Here is a 17666-nt window from a genome sequence, read left to right on the forward strand (position 1 = left end):
GCTCGTTGTTTGAGCAATGATCTTTCGGAAAACCGCTTCCACGCTTTTCCGGATCAAGCTCTAGATCGTCGGCACGTTGCTTCGCCGCGCCGGCTCGATCAATTCGCGCCGCGGGCCTGACAGCCGCTTGTACATGTGCACCATGAAGGCCATGCCGAACAACGGCGTCGCCAAATTGACGATCGGGATCGACACGAAGGCGGCGATGAACAGGCCGGCGGTAAACACGGTTGCCGCATTCTCCTTGCGCATCGCCTTGGCGTCATCTGGCGAGCGGAAGCGCATCGCGGCGAGCTCGAAATATTCGCGGCCGAGCAGCCAGGCGGTCGCGATGAAGAAGATGATGAAGCCCGCGCCCGCGAATAGCACGAACGGCAGCGCGACCAGGTAGACCAGGACCGTCAGCAGCGCCGTCTTGACGCCCTCGATGGTCGCGAGCGTCACCGGCAACGCCGTGCCGGGATGGTCGGCCGGATAGTGCTCGCGCTCGACATGGTCGGCGACGTCGTCGACAAACAGGCTCGCCACCAGCGAGGTGATCGCGGGCATCAGGAAGATGCCGCCGAGCACGACGCCGAGGCCCGCCGAGATCGAGATGATCCAGGACAGCACGTGCAGGGTGGAATGGAAGTTGGGGCCGAGCATGCCTTCGGCCCAGACCTCGCCGGCGTCAGCAAACCAACCCAGCAGCCGCTGCAATCCGATCGCGAGCACGGTGATCAGCACCAGCGCAAGTCCGATCGAGCGCCACAGAATCGTGCGCATCGGCGGCGACAGGATTTGCGAAAGCGCCTTGACGGCGGCGTCGAACATGACCGGGTTACCTCTGCAAAATGACGAGCGAGAGGTAGCCACCCAATATGGCTTCGGCAAGTGCTGCTTGTGTCGCGGTCACAGCCATTTCGAGCGAAGCCTGCGCCGCACTCGATGGTGGACGCCGGTTCGCGTCAAGAAACGCTTTAGGCGTCGAGCGGCTTGCCGCGAACGTTGGGCCCCCAGACACCGATCGTAATAATTACGATCACCATCGCCGCGGTGATCAGGCCGAACACCCCGCCGACGCCGGCCTCCTTCAACATGAACGCCACGATGAAGCCGGAGAAGGTCGCGCTGAGCCGGCTCATCGAATAGACGAGGCCCGCCGCGCGCGCCCGGATCGCGGTCGGGAACACCTCGGTCTGGTAGGCGTGATAGGCGTAGGACAGGGTCATGTTGGCGCCGGTCACCAGCACGCCGCTGGCGATCAGCAGAACCGGCTCGGTGAGCTGAGCGAAGGCGAGGCCGAACACCGAGATCGCGGCGGCCGCGCCGCAAATGATCCATTTTCGCTCGAAGCGGTCGGCGAAGGTTGCGGCCAGCAGCGGCGCGAGCGGATAGGCGAAGGCGATGATGAAGGAATATTGCAGGCTCTTGGTGACATTGATGCCCTTCTGGACCAGCAGCGCCGGAACCCAGTTGGAGAAGCCGTAGACGCCGAATGCCTGGCACAGATTGAAGATCATGAAGAGCACGACGAGCGAGGCGTAGGGCGGCCGGAACAAATCGGCATAGCCGGTCTCGACCGGCGCACGTGCCGGCGCCATCGCGGCTTTAACGGCGGGGCGCGGCGCGGCCGCGGGCGCTGAAGCCTCGAGTGTCCGCATGATTGTCTCGGCTTCGGCAACGCGGCCATGGCGGGCCAGCCAGAGCGGGCTTTCCGGCACGTAGAGCCGCAGCACCCAGATGATCATGCTGGCGGCGGCACCGATCAGCACCACCCAGCGCCAGCCATCGATGCCATAAGGCGAGAGCGGCACCAGCCACCACGACAGCGCGGCGACGATCGGCACCGCCGAGAGCATCACCGCCTGGTTGATCGCAAAGGCCCGGCCGCGCATCCAGCTCGGCACCAGCTCGGTGATGTAGGCGTCGATGGTGATGACCTCGATGCCGATCCCGATTCCGGCGATGAAGCGCCACAGCAGCACGCCGCCGGGCGTGGTCTGGCACGCCATGATCACCGACGCCGCGCTGTAGAACAGCAGCGAATAAGTGAAGACGGCCTTGCGCCCGTAGCGATCGGCGAGGAAGCCGAGGCAGAAGGTGCCGATGAACAGGCCGGCGAAGGTCGCCGCGACGAAGGCGCCGATCCCGGAGAAGCCGAAGAAGGCCTGCGTCGTCGTGGTCATCAGGCCGCTGCGGGCGAGGCCCGGCGCGATATAGCCGGTGAAGAACAGATCGTAGATTTCGAAGCAGCCGCCGAGCGAGAGCAGGATCACCAGCCGCCAGACGTAGCCGGAGGTGGGCAGCGCCTCGAGCCGCCGCGAGATCTCGTCCGGCCCGCTTGTCGTGTTGGCAAGATTGGCAACCGAGCCGAGTTCGACGGCGCTCATGATGGTCCTCCCCGAATGGTTCAACGGCCGCCTTTCTTGCGAAGGCGTGCGGGTTGCGCATGTTTGGCAGCCGGGTGCCAGAAATCCAGACGAACATATCGAAGGGATCGTTCGATATTTTCGATAGCGCCGTTTCTGAAGCGCTTTAGATCAGCAGCGTTGCTTCCCACGCGCCGCGCCCGACCTGTTCTGCGATCAGGGAGCGGATCAGCCGGCACATCTCCTCCATGACATAGGTCATCGGCCGGTTCCGCAAGCGGCAGAGATAGAGCGTGCGGCTCAGCCTGGGTTCGATCACCTCGCGTGCGACCAGCAAGCGCGCTTTCAATGGCTCGCTGACGAAATGCGTCGTCGCGATCGTGCGGCCGAGGCCCGCGGTCAAGGCACCGATCATGCCGCTGGTTGAATTGAGGTGCAGGATTGCATTGGCCTCCAGCCGCTTCAGCGGCACGGGGTCGTCCAGCAGTGCGCGGGCCGACAGCCCGTGCCGCAGCAGGATCAGCGGCAGCTGGGCCACCTGCTCGAACGTGATCGGTCCCTTCTTGCCGATCAGCTTTTCGGTACCGGCGCAGAACATCTGCTCCTCCAGCACCGGCTCGGCGATCAGGTCTTTTTCCGATGGCGGATTGTAGACCAGCGCGAGGTCGACCTCGGAGCTCATCAGATGCAGCAGCGTCGCGCCGGAGAGACTCTCGGTCAGCGACAGCTTCAGGTTGGGATATTTCGCCAGCACGGTCCGCATCAGCGGCACGCCGATCGCCTTCATGCCGGAATTGGCCATGCCGATCGAGATCTCGCCGGCAATCGCGCTGCCGCCTTCCTTGATCTCGCGCTCGGCCGCCGCCATCGCGCGCAGGATGATGCGGGCATGCTCGTAGAGCCGCTCGCCCGCCGCGGTCGGTTCCATGCCGCGCGGCTTGCGCTCGAAGAGCGGCGTGGCGAATTCCGCCTCGAGATTGGCGATGTGGTGGCTGAGCGCGGATTGCGCGACGTTGGCCTGATCCGCCGCCCGCGACAGGTTGCGTTGCTCGTAAACCGCGATGAAATAGCGAAGCTGGCGCGAATCCATTGGGGTTCTGCGTTCTAGAACGACGAATGCACTATTCGACAGATTATATTTTTCAGATAGCGTGCGGAAGCCTAACCTGGGCCAATCGTTCAAAACGAGCGCAACGAGCACGGAGAAACCGATGACCGGGAGCGGACTGCCGCTGGAAGGCGTGAGGGTCGTCGAGATGACCCACATGGTGATGGGGCCGACCTGCGGAATGATCCTGGCGCAACTCGGCGCCGAGGTGATCAAGGTTGAACCGCCCGCCGGCGACAAGACCCGCTCGCTCGGCGGCATGGGCGTCTCGTTCTTCCCGCTGTTCAATCGCGGCAAGCGCAGCGTCGTGCTCGATTTCGCCAAGCCCGAGGACCGCGACACGATGCACCGGCTGCTCGCCGGCGCCGACGTGTTCCTGGAGAATTTTCGTGATGGCCAGCTCGACAAGCAGGGTCTTGGCGCCGAGCAGCTGCGCGCGAAATATCCGCACCTGATCATCGCCGGCCACAAGGGCTTTCTCTCCGGGCCCTACGACCATCGCCCGGCGCTCGACGAGGTCGTGCAGATGATGTCAGGGCTCGCGGCGATGACCGGCACGCGCGACAAGCCGCAGCGCGTCGGCTCTTCCGCCAACGACATCATGGGCGGCATGTTCGGCGTGATCTCGATCCTCGCCGCGCTCTATCAGAAGCGTGGCGGCAACCGGAATGGCGCCGACATCCGCATCGGCCTGTTCGAGAACTGCCTGTTCCTGGTCGCCCAGCACATGGTCGAGTACGAGATGACCGGGCGCAAGCCGCGCTCGATGCCGGAACGCGAGCATGCCTGGCCGATCTACGACATCTTCGATGCCGCCGGCGGCGACCGCATCTTCATCGGGGTCGTCACCGAGGGCCATTGGCAGAGCTTCTGCCGCGAGTTCGGGCTGCAGGAGTTCGCCGACGATCCGACGCTGCGCTCTACGACGGACCGCATCATGGCACGTGACCGGATCATTCCGCGCGTCGCCGAGGTGATCAAAGGCTGGAATGTGGGCGACCTCTCGGCAAGGCTCGACGCGCTCAACATCTGCTTCTCGCCGATCAACCGGCCGGAGGATTTGCTGCAGGATCCGCATGTGCTGCGGCCGGGTGGGCTCGTCAACAATGTCAATGCCGACGGCAAGCCGTTCCGCGTTCCGGCGCTGCCGGTCGAATGGAACGGCAGCCATATCGGCGAAGGCCTGAAAGTGCCGGTGCTGGGCGCGGATACCGAGGCGGTCCGCGCCGAGCTCGCACAACAGAAGATTTCATCAACCGGAAACGCTGCGTGAGGCTGACATGACCCGCGTCCACGACATCTATCCCAACGACAAGGTAACCCTGCGTGAAGTCGGCCTGCGCGATGGCCTGCAGCTCGTGAAGACATTCCCGTCGACCGCGGCGAAGCAGCGCTGGGTGCGCGACGAATATGCCGCCGGCGTCAGGCATTTCGAGGTCGGCTCGTTCCTGCCGGCCAAGACCTTTCCGCAATTCGTCGATGTCCGCGATGTCATCGCAACCATCGCTGCGCTGCCCGGCGCGCATGGTGTCGCGCTGGCGCTGAACGAGCGCGGCGTCAACGAAGCGTTGGCCTCCGGTGTCGCCGAGATCGCCTCGGTGGTGTCGGCGACCGAGGAGCACAGCCAGGCCAATGCCAACCGCTCGCGCGAGTCGGCGGTCGAGAACATCAAGCGCCTCTGTGAATTGCGCGACGCCAGCGTACACAAGTCGCTGGTCAATGCCGCGATCTCGATGGGGCTGGGCTGCTCGATCGTGGGTGCGGTCGATCCGAAGGAGGTGCTGCGCCTCACCGAGAAGCTCTATGAGGTCGGCGTCGACATGGTCGCGATCGCCGATACCGTCGGCTATGCCGGGCCGAAGCAGGTCGGCGAGCTGACGCGCGGCGCGGTGAAGATCGCAGGCTCCAAGCCGGTCTGCGTCCATCTGCACGACACCCGCGGCATGGGTATCGCGAACGCTTCCGCCGCGCTCGATGAAGGCGCCCGCGTGCTCGACGGCTCGCTCGGTGGCCTCGGCGGCTGCCCGTTCGCGCCGGGCGCCACCGGCAATGTCGTGTTCGAGGATCTCGTCTTCCTCTGCGAGAGCAAGGGATTTCCGACCGGCATCGATCTCGACCGCCTCATCGAAGTGCGCGCGATCCTGAAATCCGAGATGCCGAACGAGCAGCTCTATGGCGGCCTCGCCCGCGCCGGCCTGCCGCGCGGCGCCAAGGCGAAGGCGGCGTAGCTCTCTCCCTCGCCTCGCTCTTGCGCGGTCGAGACGAGCGAGCTCGCTTTTAGAGGGTTGGGGTGAGGGGCTCTCTCCGCCAGCAAACTGCCAGGAAAGTCCTGTACCCCCTCACCCGGATTGCATCTGGCGATGCAATCGGACCTCTCCCCGCAAGCGGGGCGAGGTAAGCACCCTCAATCATGCCTGTGCCCGTGCCCCCGCTTGCGCGGCTTCTTGTCCGGGGCCGTCGGGATCATCACGACGCGGCCGTAACGCACTCCGCGCTCCGCGATGATGTGATCGGCGAGATGGCGGACTTCGCCGCTGGCGCCCTTCAGCGCCGTCACTTCCATGCAGCTGTCGTCGTCGAGATGGACGTGCAGCGTCGCCAGCGACAGGTCGTGATGGCCGTGAAAATTCTGCACCAGCCGCTTCGACAGGTCGCGCGCGGCGTGATCGTAGACATAGACCAGCGCCGCGACGCATTGCCCTGACGGCGCGTCTTCCGCGCTCTGCTGCAGACCGGCGCGCGCGAGGTCGCGGATGATCTCGGAGCGGTTCTGATAGCCGCGCGCCTCGGCGGCGGCGTCGATCTCCGCGAGCAGATCATCCTCGATGGTGATGGTGATGCGTTGCATGGACTATCCGTGTTGGCTGGTCGCCGCGGCGGTATGACATTATTCTTGAAACGTCATACCGTGCTTGCTAGCGTCGCTGTGCCGGGATTGGTTTAAGCTGGTGCGGTCGTCGCGTGACTGTAGCAGGATCATGCGGGGGCATGGGCGTTGCGTCGTACTGTATGGCGGATATTTCCCGCCGCCGCATCCATTGCAGCATTCGCGCCTGTCGCCGAAGCGCAGACGCTTTCGCCCGCGCCCGGGCAATTGCCGCCGGTGACGGTGACCTCGCCCGATCAGGCGCCGCCCAAGCGGACCAGGCCATCACAACGTCCACACCATGTTGCGGCCCGCGGCCGCAAGCCGGCCGCACCGCAAGCGAGCCCGCCTGTGCCAGCGACCACCGGCATCACCGGCCGCTCTGCAACCGCGTCTGCCTCCAACCTGCAACCGACCGCCGCCAGCGAGCGGCAGATCAGCGGCGACGAGGTGAATGCACGGCCGGTCTCGCGCGTCGGCGAAGTTCTCGAGGCGGTGCCGGGCCTGATCGTCACCCAGCATTCCGGCGAAGGCAAAGCCAACCAGTATTTTCTGCGCGGCTTCAATCTGGACCACGGCACCGATCTCGCCATCACCGTCGACGGCATGCCGGTCAACATGCCGACCCATGGTCACGGCCAGGGCTATGCCGACATCAATTTCCTGATCCCGGAGTTGATCCAGTCGATGGATGTCCGCAAGGGTCCGTACTACGCCGACAAGGGTGACTTCGCCTCCGCCGGCGCCGTCGACATCAACTATCTCGACCGGCTTTCGAAGAATATCGTGGAGCTCACCGCCGGCAGTTTCGGCTATCAGCGCGCGATGGCCGCGGGTTCGACGCGCGTGGGTGATGGAACGTTGCTCGCAGCCTTCGAGGCCAACAAATACAACGGCCCGTGGGACGTGCCCGACGATATCCGCAAGCTCAACGGCGTGCTGCGCTACAGCCAGGGCACCGCGACCGACGGCTTCTCGCTGACTGCGATGGCCTATTCCAACAGCTGGAATTCAACCGATCAGGTGGCGCAGCGCGCGATCGATCAGGGCCTGATCGGCCGCTACGGCTCGCTCGATCCGACCGACGGCGGCACCTCCAGCCGCTTCAGCCTGTCGGGCAATTGGGCGCAGTCCAGCGAGTACGGGCAGACCAGGCTCAATGCCTATGTGATCCGCTCGTCGTTGCAGCTCTACAACGACTTCACCTATTTTCTCGACGACCCCGTCAATGGCGACCAGTTCAGCCAAACCGACAAGCGCACCGTCTATGGCTTCGATGCCAGCCACGCCGCCGATGTCCGCATTGCCGGCATCGACATCCAGACGCGGGTCGGCGTGCAGACCCGTTACGACGACATCAATGTCGGCCTGTTCAAGACCGCGCAGCGCGAGATCCTGTCCACGGTGCGTAACGACCAGGTGCAGGAGGGCAGTGTCGCGCTGTGGGCCGATACCACCGCGCGCTGGACCGACTGGCTGCGCACCACCGTCGGCATCCGAGAGGACTATTTCGCCGGCCACGTGCTGAGCGACACGCCGCAGAATTCCGGTAACGCGCAGGCCGCGATGACGAGCCCGAAGGTCGGCATCGTGCTCGGCCCCTGGTCCAAGACCGAGTTCTATGGCAATGCCGGCTTCGGCCTGCATTCCAACGATATCCGTGGCGCGACCATCACGGTCGATCCCAACGACAAGGTGACGCCGCTGGAACGCGTCCCGCTCTTGGTGCGCTCGATGGGCGCCGAGCTCGGCATCCGCACCAAGGCGATCGACGGCCTCACCTCTTCGCTCGCGGTGTTCGTGCTCGACTTCGATTCCGAACTGCTGTTCGTCGGCGATGCCGGCACCACGGAGCCCAGCCGGCCGAGCCGGCGCGTCGGTGTCGAGTGGACCAACCAGTACAAATTGCTGCCGTGGATGAGCCTCGATTTCGACCTCGCCTATACTCGCGGGCGCTTCACCGACTATGATCCGGTCGGCAATTTCATCCCCGGCGCGCCGGCCTGGGTCGCCAGCGGCGGCGTCACCTTCGGCCGCGACACCGGCTGGTTCGGCAGCCTGCGCGCCCGCTATTTCGGCCTGCGCCCGCTGATCGAGGACGACAGCGTCCGTTCGCTGTCATCGTTCATCGTCAACGCCCGCGCCGGCTACAAATTCGACAACGGGATGCGGCTGCAACTCGACGTCCTCAATCTCTTCAACGCGCAAACCAACCAGATCGAATACTACTATCTGTCGCGGCTGCCGGGCGAACCGATCGACGGCGTCGCCGATCGTCATGTGCATCCCGCCGAGCCGCTTGCCGTGCGCCTGACGCTGGCAGCGACGTTCTGATCAGTCGCGCGTGCGGCCGCTTGAGCTGAAATCGTCGACACTGCGCTGCACAGGGGGTGTTTCGCGATAGGGCGGTACGATCAGCATCACGACCCGCCGTGTCCGGCCGGGCCTGCCCAGCAGCGTCGCCTGGGCATCAAATTCGGAGCGAAAGACGTCGGCCGCGCGCAACGTCGTGCGCTCTATCCAGCTCAGGCAATCCGTCTGGTCGGCGAAGCACAATGCGGCCCAGCCGCGATCGAGCGTGGTCTTGCGCGGCAAGCCCCAGGTGTACTGATAGGCGAACGGCCGGGCATAGCGCGGATGGTCCGGACTGTAGAAGGCGGCAGCGAAAGCGAGCGCGTCGTCGCCGCTGACGGCGGCGAGCGGTGTCCCGGCCGCGTCGCGCCATCGCGCGGTGAGTTCCGCCGCGACGGCGTGATAGAAGTCGCGGCCTTCTTCATAGCCGTAAGCGTTGCGATAGAGGGCATGGATCGGAGCGCCGACGGTGACGGCGAGAATGGCGATCCCGGCCACCATGACGGCCAGGTTGACCGCGTAGAAGCGCTCGATCGGATAGCTCGTTGCGCAGACGATCAGAACCACGAACAGGAAGAGACCCTGCACCGCCCAGAGCGACGGCAGGTCGGTGCCGATCGCGAGCGAGACGGTCACCGGAAACAGGATGGTCCCGATTGCGACCAGCAGCAGCAGACGGAGTCCGGGATTCATCGCGCGGAAGTCGGCCGGCAGCCGCACCAGCCGCGGGCCGGCAATGAACACCCAGGTCACCGCCGCGATCGCGAGCGCCGCGATCAGGCCCGTGATGAAGTAGGTGACTTCCCACAGCACGGCGACGTGATCGGCGCCGGCATGCGCGAGCGCATAGTCGAACGGCGTTGCCCCTGTGGTGGCGAGCCAGTGCAGATGCGGGCCAAGCACGAGCATGCCGGCCAACGCCGAGATCCAGGGCGAGGCCGACAGCAGATACCGGCGGCGATCCCGATGCAGCACGGCTGCGAAGACGAAGCTCGCGACCAGGAAGATCGAATAATATTTGCCGAGCATCGCGAGTGCGCACGCCGCACCCGCTGCGATCGCCCAGCCAAGCTGCCTGGGCGCCTCGAACGCACGCAGGAAGCAGTAGGTTGCCAGCGGCCAGGCTGCCAGCAGCACCGTGTTCGCATTGAAGCGCTGGGCGTGGAATTGATAGACCGGCAGCAGCATCAACAGCAGCAGCACGATCGCCCGCTTCTCGCCACGGACAAAGCGGCGGGCAATCAGGTCGACCGCCCACAGCGCTACCGCTGCGTTGACCATTGCCATCAGTTGCAGCGACCAGTCGGTCAGGGGGAAGATCGCCGTCCATCCCCGCGTGATCCAGCCCATCAACGGCGGATGCTTGGGGTACCCCCATGCGAGGTGCCGGCCGAGCGTCCAGGTCTCGAGCACATCGGGGTGCAGGCCGGCGCCGAGATAGGCGATGACGAGATACGCAGTCCAGATCGCGACGAATAGGGCGAGCAGCAGCGGGATCGACCAGCCGGTCTCGATTCTCTCCAGCCATTTGATGAACGGACGACGCCAGCGCGCCAGATCCTTGTCCGACGCCGCGGCCATGGCCGAGAAACTGATCAACGAAAACACCGTAAAACAACCGAATGAAAATCAGCCGAAGCGCGCGCACCCTAGTGATGCGTCTGCGAGAATTCAACGACGAAGCCGGACAATGAGACGAATTCCAGGTCAGATCGACGAAGCTGTTCGCATCACGCGCCGGCCTCGCGGGCGCGGCGCCGGCGCCTTGTCACACCGGCGCGGTCTCTGCCACGGTCACTTTCGCAGCCGGAAGCGCCGCCTCTTCGTCAATCGCTTCAGGAGCAAGCGGCGGCGACTTGTACTCTGGAAACACACTGAATTCGCCCGCTACCTCCTGGAGCGGCTTCTGCTTGTCGGCCCAGTGCAGGGCCGTGTAGTCGAAACCGTGCACGATGGTGGGTTTGACGATTTCGAAATAGGGCGAGATGTCGAAGTCGCGCGGCATGTAGAGCGAGGAATCGCGGATGTGCAGGATCTCGCGGCGCGCCTTGCGGCTGGCAGCACGCGTGATCTTGGGCAGGATCGGATAGCGCACAGCGTCGAATGCCTGCGCGATCAGCGCCGAGCAGATGATCTTGGTCGGGTCGCCGGAGCCGAACGCGATCATGCGGCGCCGCCAGCGCTGCGGGATCGGCAGCGGAAACAGATAGCGCGCGAGATCGACGATGTTCTTGGTGTCGTAGCCGAAGCCGATGCGGTTGATGGCGTAGCGGCACACCGTGGTGCGGTCCTCGAAGGACAGCCCGACCGGCCGGCAGAGACGGGTGTGATAGGACAGGTATTTCGACAGCGGCGCCGAGGTCACGCCTTCTCCGATATTGGCCTCGATCAGCACATGCTGTTCGCCGTCAGCCTCGAACGCGCCGTCGATCGGTCCAACGAAAAGCGCGGCATGCGACCAGGTCGATTGCGTGAGGTATTTGATGATGCCGGAGATCCGGCTGTTGCCCTCGACCAGCAGCACATCGCCGGGCTGCATGATGCCCCGCAGATGGTCCGGGTCGCTCGGCGTGAACGGCTCGTAACCGGGGACTTCCTTCTGCAGGTACCCCGCGATCCATTTACCGACGGTATCGAGCATTACGCCCATGGATTCCCCCCAGCGGTTCTACGACCGCTTCTGTTCACTTAATCATGGTCGCAAGCCGTTGCAATTTAGTTCATGCCATCGGCGGATCAATCATGATTGATTTACCATGATGGTTGCTGCGGTCGGTGAGATGCGGCACAGTTCGCGAAGCGTTCCCATTCTCCGCAAGTCCCCGGAAACCATGCCAGAAGCTATGTCATGACAGTGACCCGCCGCGATTTCCTGTCGGCGTCCGCAACTCTCGCGCTGGCGCCCGTGCTGGGCGGCCGGGTTGTCGCTGCGCCGCTGCCGCGCGAGGCCGACATCGTGGTGATCGGCGCGGGGGCCGCGGGCATTGCCGCGGCGCGACGGATCGCCGCCGCGAACCGCAAGGTGGTCGTGGTGGAGGCGTCCAGCCAGGTCGGCGGGCGCTGCCAGACCGATGCATCGACCTTCGAGGTGCCGTTCGACCGCGGTGCGCGCTGGATGCACAATCCCGAAACCAATCCGATGATCCGGCTGGCGCGCTCCGCGGGCCTCGACATCGTCACCGCGCCCGCAGGCCAGAAGATTCGCATCGGCCGGCGCTACGCCCGCCCCGGCGAGACCGAGGAGTTTCTGGCGGCGCTGGTGCGCGCCAATCGCGCCATCGACGACGCCTCGCGCAAGGCCGATATCGCCTGCGCCGCGGCAATGCCGAAGGATCTCGGCGATTGGGCCGGCACCGCGGAATTCCTGCTCGGCGCCAATTTCAGCGCCAAGGATCTGAAGGACCTCTCTGCCGTCGACAAGGTGCGCGCGCAGGATCGCAACACCGCGATCGCCTGCCGGCAGGGGCTCGGCGCGCTGATCGCGAAACTCGGCGACGGGCTTCCGCTGGCGCTGTCGACGCCGGCGCAGCGCATCCTGTGGAGCAATCGCGACGTGGTGGTCGAGACGCCTTCCGGAAGGATCACCGCGCGCGCCGCCATCGTCACAGTGTCGAGCAACGTGCTCGCGAGCGGCAATATCAAGTTTGCGCCCGAGATCCCGAAGCGCACGCTCGACGCCGCCGCCAAGCTCGGTCTCGGCAGCTACGATCGCATCGCGTTGCAGATCCCCGGCAATCCGCTCGGGCTGTCGCGCGACGACGTCATCATCGAGCAGAGCAATTCGACCAGGACGGCGCTGCTCTACGGCAATATCGCGGGCTCCTCGCTGTGCACGATCGACGTCGCAGGCTCGTTCGGCCGCGACCTGTCCGCGCAGGGCGAGAAGGCGATGTCCGCGTTCGCGGTGGAATGGCTGACCAAGCTCTATGGCAGCGAGGTCGGCGCCGCCGTGAAGAAGACAAGCGCAACGCGCTGGAATGCACAGCCCTTCATTCTCGGTGCGATGTCGGCGGCTGCACCCGGCGCGCAATTTTCCCGCAGGATCCTGTCCGAGCCGATCGGCGCGATGTATCTCGCGGGCGAGGCCACGCACGAGACGCTGTGGGGCACGGTCGACGGCGCCTGGGAAAGCGGCGAGCGCGCCGCGGACGCCGCGCTGCGCAGGATCGGCGGGGTGAAGGATGCGACGCCAGAGCCCGCAGCGCCCGCTGCAAAACACAAGCGCCGCGCGCATCGCTCTGCCGGGCCGATGAATTGAGTGTGGGGTGAGATCAGGCAGCTTGGTGGAGTGCGGGTAGAACGCTGCCGCATGACAGATGTCGTCCCTGCGAACGCAGGGACCCATACTCCGCGGCCGTTGTTGCGTGAACGCAACTCGTCGCTCGAGCGTCGCGTAACCATCACCATTCGTGGTTATGGGTCCCTGCGTTCGCAGGGACGACGGCGAGTCTGTGGCACCATCTGGGTCGTACATCCCGTCGCCGTCGGTCAACTCAGTGATCCGCAGTAGCCGCTCTCTCCTCCCGTCATTCCGGGGTTCTCGCTTCGCGAGCCCCGGAATGACGAGTGCAGAGCGTTTCGCCGGCTCACACCGGCAGCTTCAGCTCCATCAGATCCTTGGCCACCACGATCCGGCCCTTGAAATTCGTCTTCACGTCCCTGGTCCAGTCGTCGTCGGTGACATCAGGGTCGTCGCCGGGGACGAAATGGCTCAGTACCAGGGTCTTCACGCCGGCGGCGGCTGCGATGCGGCCGACGTCTTCAGTCGAGGTGTGGCTGTCGAGCAGATGCTTCTTCAGCGTCGCGCCGTTTTTGGTCTTTGCCACCAGGCGATCGACCGCGGGAATGTACAGGCATTCGTGCACCAGCACGTCGGCACCCTTAGCGAACTCGGCAAGCTTCGGATTGTAGGCGGTGTCGCTGGAGAACACGATCGTGCCGTCCGGCGTCTCGAACTTGTAGGCGAAGTTGTCGACGATGGGCGGATGCGGCGTGCGGAACGCCGTGACGGTGACATCAGGCGTCTTCAGCACCACGTCGTCGTCGGTGATGTCCTTCGCGATCAGCAGGTTGCGCGGATCGGGCCGGCCTTCGTCCGCGATCCGGGTCTCGACGTCGAACTTGTTCAGCTCCCAATATTCCTTGGTCATCGCCTCGATGCCCTTGGGACCGAACGAATGGATCGGCGTCGAGAGGCCGGCCGCCCAGGCGTTGTAGAACAGATTGCCGTATTCCAGATTGTGATCGGAATGGTGGTGGCTGATGAAGATGTACTTCACGGAGGGGATCGGCACGCCGGCGTTGACCAGCTGCCGGCTGACGCCCATGCCGCAATCGATCACGAACGGCGTGTCGTTGACGACGACGAGATTGGCCGGATTGGAAGCGCCGATGCCGACCCGTGGTCCGCCCTTGGTGCCGAGGAACACGATGCGCGTGCGCGGCTTTGCACCTTGCGCGTGCGCCGCAGGCGCCGCGAGCATGGCAGCGCTGCCGAGCGCCATTTTCAGCGCATTGCGGCGATCGATCATCGGATCCTCCCTGAATTCCTTCTAGATAACGACCTTAGCCGCCGCGCAAAATGCCATCAAGCGCCGGCAGGCCGACGATGACGGCCGCCGCGATCAGCCCGTAGCAGATCGCGCGAAACACCTGCTCGCTGGCCTTGCCGAACAGCGAAGCGCCGAACCAGACGCCGATGCCGTAGATCGGGCCGACGATCAGCGAGAACTTGACCGATTCGATCGTGATCAATCCGGTGAACCAGTAGCTGACCAGCGAGAAGAAATCCGAGGCCCCGAAAAACAGCACGATGTTGGCGCGTGAGATGACCGACGAGATCGGGCGTCCGAGCCAGTAGGCGACGATCGGCGGCCCGCCGGTCTGCGCAAGGCCGCTGCAGAAGCCGGAGAGGCCGCCGACGCCGATCGAGAGCGCGGCGTGATCCTTGCCGTGATAGCGCCAGCCCGACAACAGCAGCGCGAGCAGCGCCGCGACGAAGCAGGAGATGATCCAGCGCGTCGTCACCGGCTCGAGCACCGTCAGGAAATAGGTGCCGACGGGAACGCCGACCAGCGCGCCGGCGACCATGACCGCGGTCGCCTTGCGGTCGGCATGGGTCCAGGCGTTCGGCAGCAGCGGCGCCGCCGCAACGAAGTCGATGATCAGCAGCAGCGCCGCCACCAGCCGCGGCGCCGCGACGCTGCTCGCGAGCGGCATGAAGATCAGCGCCGAGCCGAAGCCGGAAAAGCCGCGCGCCGTGCCCGACACGAAGGCAATCGCGCAGATCGCAAGCGCGATGTTCGTGCTGATGTCGGACGGGATGAGGGAGAGGGAGGTCATGCGGGGCTGGGAGTGAGGTTCGATCTGCTGTTCGGTGCGCGCGCTCGCACTACGGTTCTAACGCAACTGCACCTCTGTCAGACCGTCATCCTGAGGTGCGAGCGGAGCGAGCCTCGAAGGATGAACGGCCGCAGTCCGGCCGTCGCCCCTTCGAGACGGCCGGACTGCGGCCTCCTCAGGGTGACGGTGTCAATACGGCGCGCGCAGCCCGATCACGCCCGCAGCGTTCCGCCGGTCTTCTTCGTCACTTCGGCGACGACCTTGGCGGCGACGGCGTCGATCTCCTGGTCGGTCATCGTCTTCTCACGCGGCTGGATCGTCACCGCGATTGCGATCGACTTCTTGTCGGGATCGATGCCCTTGCCTTCATAGACGTCGAACACGGTGACGCCGGTGATCAGCTTCTTGTCGACATTCTGCGCCGCGCGGACAATGTCGCCCGCCTTGACGCTGCGATCGACGATGAAGGCGAAGTCGCGTGACACCGGCTGGAACGCCGAGAGCTCCAGCACCGGCTTGGCGCGCGTCGCCCTCTGCTTGCCTTGCGGGACGCGATCGAGGATCACCTCGAACACGATCATCGGGCCGTCGGCGCCGAGCGCCTCGGCGGCACGCGGATGCAATTCGCCGAAGGTGCCCAGCACGTTCTGCGGGCCGATCTGGATGGTGCCGGAGCGCCCCGGATGCAGCCAGGCGGGACCGCCCGGGACGATCTGCAGCGCCTGCATCGGCGCGCCGGCGGCCGCCAGCACCGCGAAGGCATCGGCCTTGGCATCCATCGCGTCCGCCGTGGCCGAGCCGGTCCAATGCCGCCCGATGCCCTTCGACGAGGCGTAGCCATGGCGGACGCCGGAGGCAGTCACGAGCTGGTCCTCGGGTCGGTCGCCGCGGAACACCTGGCCGACCTCGAACAGCGCGACATCGGGATAGCCGCGGTTGATGTTGGCCTGAGCCGCCGCGACGAGGCCGGGCAGCAGGCTCGGCCGCATGTCGGAGAGATCGGCCGCGATCGGATTGGCGAGCACGAGCTCGCTCTGGCCGCCGCCGAACAGCTTGGCCGCGTCATTGGTGATGAACGACCAGGTCACGGCCTCCACCATGCCGCGGGTGCCGAGCGCGCGCTTGGCGCGGCGGGTGCGCTGCTGCATCGGCGTCAGCACCGGCTTGCGCGGCTCCTCGCCACGATCGAACGGCGTCATCGGCACCTTGTCGACGCCGACGATGCGCACGATCTCCTCGACGATGTCGGCCTTGCCTTGCACATCGGTGCGCCAGGACGGGATCGCGATCTTCACCACAGGGCCGTTGCCGGCCAGCATGAAGCCGAGCCGGGTCAGGATCAGCTTCACCTCGACCAGCGGCACCTCGATGCCGGCGAGACGCTTGACCTCGCTGAGCGGGAAGTCGATGACGCGATCCTCGCCGAACTGCTTGCCGACCACGACGTTCTCGGACGGCGTTCCGCCGCACAGCTCAAGCACCAGCTTGGTCGCGAGCTCGAGCCCGGGCACCATGAAGGCCGGATCGACGCCGCGCTCGAAGCGGTAGCGCGCATCCGAATTGATGCCGAGCTTGCGGCCGGTCTGCGCGATGTTGATCTCGTTCCACAGCGCCGATTCGATCAGCACGTCTGACGTGTTGTCGTCGCAGCCCGAGGCCTCGCCGCCCATGATGCCGGCCAGCGACTCGACGCCGTGCTCGTCCGCGATCACGCAGACATTGCTATCGAGCGTGTAGGTGCGGCCGTCGAGCGCGAGCAAGGTCTCGCCGTCCTTGGCGCGGCGAACGGTGAGGTTTCCCTTCACCTTGCTGGCGTCGAACACGTGCAGCGGACGCGCGCGGTCGTAGGTCATGAAGTTGGTGATGTCGACCAGCGCGTTGATCGGGCGCAGGCCGATCGAGGTCAGCCGCTGCTGCAGCCATTCCGGCGACGGACCGTTCTTCACGCCGCGCACCAGTCGCAGCGCGAAGCCCGGACACAGCGCGGCGTCTTCCACCTTCACCTGAACCGGGCAGGGGAATTGGCCCTTGATCGGCCTGATGCCAAGATCTTTGAACTTGCCCATGTCGGCGGCGGACAGATCGCGCGCGATGCCGTGCACGCCGGTGCAGTCCTGCCGGTTCGGCGTCAAATTGATCTCGATGACGGGATCGCCGAGCCCGGCCCAGTCGGCATAGCCCTTGCCGAGCGGCGCGTCGGCCGGCAGCTCCATGATGCCGTCGTGGTCTTCCGAGATCTGCAATTCGGCGGCCGAGCACAGCATGCCGCGGCTCTCGACGCCGCGAATGGTGCCGACGCCGAGCGTGATGTCCTTGCCCGGGATGTAGGTGCCGGGCGGAGAGAACACGCTGATCAGCCCCGCACGCGCATTCGGCGCGCCGCACACCACCTGCACCGGCGCACCGCCGTCGCCGGTGTCGACCATGCAGACACGCAGCCGGTCGGCATTCGGATGCTGCTCGGCCGAGATCACGCGCGCGATGGTGAACGGCGCGAGCGCCTTCGCCTTGTCCTCGATGTTCTCGACCTCGAGCCCGATCATGGTGAGCTTGTCGGCCAGCTTGTCGAGCGGCTCGTCGGTCTCGAGATGTTCCTTCAGCCAGGAGAGGGTGAACTTCACGGCTGCATGCCTCGGTTCTTGTTGGT

The 17666-nt window shown here is 65.3% G+C and carries 13 protein-coding genes; 4 read left to right on the top strand and 9 right to left on the bottom strand.

What is annotated here, in order from left to right:
• Window positions 1–60: 60 nt before the first annotated feature.
• The 3 genes from HAP47_RS01095 to HAP47_RS01105 all read right to left on the bottom strand — a co-directional run bounded on the left by HAP47_RS01095 (window position 61) and on the right by HAP47_RS01105 (window position 3441).
• Window positions 61–813 (bottom strand): sulfate transporter family protein, encoded by a 753-nt coding sequence (locus HAP47_RS01095; protein ID WP_173639804.1) that lies wholly within the window; start codon window positions 811–813, stop codon window positions 61–63.
• Between the two features lie 146 nt (window positions 814–959).
• Window positions 960–2372 (bottom strand): MFS transporter, encoded by a 1413-nt coding sequence (locus HAP47_RS01100; protein WP_173639803.1) that lies wholly within the window; start codon window positions 2370–2372, stop codon window positions 960–962.
• Window positions 2373–2517: 145 nt separating this feature from the next.
• A complete protein-coding gene (locus HAP47_RS01105) occupies window positions 2518–3441 on the bottom strand; it encodes a LysR family transcriptional regulator (RefSeq protein ID WP_173639802.1) in 924 nt (307 codons plus the stop codon).
• Window positions 3442–3562: 121 nt separating this feature from the next.
• Here HAP47_RS01105 and HAP47_RS01110 point away from each other — a divergent pair, with 121 nt between their 5' ends.
• Together HAP47_RS01110 and HAP47_RS01115 are read left to right on the top strand one after the other, a co-directional pair.
• Window positions 3563–4732 (top strand): CaiB/BaiF CoA transferase family protein, encoded by a 1170-nt coding sequence (locus HAP47_RS01110; RefSeq protein ID WP_173639801.1) that lies wholly within the window; start codon window positions 3563–3565, stop codon window positions 4730–4732.
• Between the two features lie 7 nt (window positions 4733–4739).
• The gene (locus HAP47_RS01115) at window positions 4740–5687 is read left to right on the top strand and encodes a hydroxymethylglutaryl-CoA lyase (RefSeq protein WP_173639800.1); all 948 of its coding nucleotides are present in this window, start codon (window positions 4740–4742) and stop codon (window positions 5685–5687) included.
• A gap of 176 nt (window positions 5688–5863) precedes the next feature.
• On the opposite strand, the gene nikR is transcribed toward HAP47_RS01115, so the two are convergent.
• The gene (gene nikR, locus HAP47_RS01120; protein ID WP_173639799.1) at window positions 5864–6307 is read right to left on the bottom strand and encodes a nickel-responsive transcriptional regulator NikR; all 444 of its coding nucleotides are present in this window, start codon (window positions 6305–6307) and stop codon (window positions 5864–5866) included.
• 147 nt (window positions 6308–6454) lie between these two features.
• Between nikR and HAP47_RS01125 the strand changes: the two genes are divergently transcribed.
• Complete coding sequence (locus HAP47_RS01125) at window positions 6455–8659, top strand: TonB-dependent receptor (protein WP_231168706.1); 2205 nt, start codon at window positions 6455–6457, stop codon at window positions 8657–8659.
• Here the strand turns inward: HAP47_RS01125 and HAP47_RS01130 are convergent, their stop codons facing one another.
• Entirely contained in the window at window positions 8660–10258 is a 1599-nt protein-coding gene (locus HAP47_RS01130) for a glycosyltransferase family 39 protein (RefSeq protein WP_173640717.1), read from the bottom strand.
• 187 nt (window positions 10259–10445) lie between these two features.
• On the bottom strand, window positions 10446–11327 hold the full coding sequence (locus HAP47_RS01135) for a YiiX/YebB-like N1pC/P60 family cysteine hydrolase (protein ID WP_231168707.1): 882 nt from the start codon (window positions 11325–11327) through the stop codon (window positions 10446–10448).
• 198 nt (window positions 11328–11525) lie between these two features.
• Here HAP47_RS01135 and HAP47_RS01140 point away from each other — a divergent pair, with 198 nt between their 5' ends.
• Window positions 11526–12935: a flavin monoamine oxidase family protein gene (locus HAP47_RS01140; protein ID WP_173639798.1), complete on the top strand. Its 1410-nt coding sequence runs from the start codon at window positions 11526–11528 to the stop codon at window positions 12933–12935.
• A 328-nt stretch (window positions 12936–13263) separates the two neighbouring features.
• Here HAP47_RS01140 and HAP47_RS01145 read toward each other — a convergent pair whose 3' ends face one another.
• The 3 genes from HAP47_RS01145 to pheT form a co-directional block, all read right to left on the bottom strand.
• The gene (locus HAP47_RS01145; RefSeq protein ID WP_173639797.1) at window positions 13264–14208 is read right to left on the bottom strand and encodes an MBL fold metallo-hydrolase; all 945 of its coding nucleotides are present in this window, start codon (window positions 14206–14208) and stop codon (window positions 13264–13266) included.
• A 34-nt stretch (window positions 14209–14242) separates the two neighbouring features.
• Entirely contained in the window at window positions 14243–15019 is a 777-nt protein-coding gene (locus HAP47_RS01150; protein WP_173639796.1) for a sulfite exporter TauE/SafE family protein, read from the bottom strand.
• Window positions 15020–15231: 212 nt separating this feature from the next.
• A complete protein-coding gene (gene pheT / locus HAP47_RS01155) occupies window positions 15232–17640 on the bottom strand; it encodes a phenylalanine--tRNA ligase subunit beta (RefSeq protein WP_173639795.1) in 2409 nt (802 codons plus the stop codon).
• Window positions 17641–17666 lie beyond the last annotated feature (26 nt).

The organism is Bradyrhizobium sp. 41S5 (assembly GCF_011516665.3).
Lineage (GTDB): Bacteria > Pseudomonadota > Alphaproteobacteria > Rhizobiales > Xanthobacteraceae > Bradyrhizobium > Bradyrhizobium quebecense.

What these genes read in the sequence shown, in the direction of transcription:
- HAP47_RS01095 (WP_173639804.1), bottom strand. Translation starts at nt 813, where the DNA reads ATGTTCGACGCCGCCGTCAAGGCGCTTTCGCAAATCCTGTCGCCGCCG.
- HAP47_RS01100 (WP_173639803.1), bottom strand. Translation starts at nt 2,372, where the DNA reads ATGAGCGCCGTCGAACTCGGCTCGGTTGCCAATCTTGCCAACACGACA.
- HAP47_RS01105 (WP_173639802.1), bottom strand. Translation starts at nt 3,441, where the DNA reads ATGGATTCGCGCCAGCTTCGCTATTTCATCGCGGTTTACGAGCAACGC.
- HAP47_RS01110 (WP_173639801.1), top strand. Translation starts at nt 3,563, where the DNA reads ATGACCGGGAGCGGACTGCCGCTGGAAGGCGTGAGGGTCGTCGAGATG.
- HAP47_RS01115 (WP_173639800.1), top strand. Translation starts at nt 4,740, where the DNA reads ATGACCCGCGTCCACGACATCTATCCCAACGACAAGGTAACCCTGCGT.
- nikR (WP_173639799.1), bottom strand. Translation starts at nt 6,307, where the DNA reads ATGCAACGCATCACCATCACCATCGAGGATGATCTGCTCGCGGAGATC.
- HAP47_RS01130 (WP_173640717.1), bottom strand. Translation starts at nt 10,258, where the DNA reads ATGGCCGCGGCGTCGGACAAGGATCTGGCGCGCTGGCGTCGTCCGTTC.
- HAP47_RS01135 (WP_231168707.1), bottom strand. Translation starts at nt 11,327, where the DNA reads ATGGGCGTAATGCTCGATACCGTCGGTAAATGGATCGCGGGGTACCTG.
- HAP47_RS01140 (WP_173639798.1), top strand. Translation starts at nt 11,526, where the DNA reads ATGACAGTGACCCGCCGCGATTTCCTGTCGGCGTCCGCAACTCTCGCG.
- HAP47_RS01145 (WP_173639797.1), bottom strand. Translation starts at nt 14,208, where the DNA reads ATGATCGATCGCCGCAATGCGCTGAAAATGGCGCTCGGCAGCGCTGCC.
- HAP47_RS01150 (WP_173639796.1), bottom strand. Translation starts at nt 15,019, where the DNA reads ATGACCTCCCTCTCCCTCATCCCGTCCGACATCAGCACGAACATCGCG.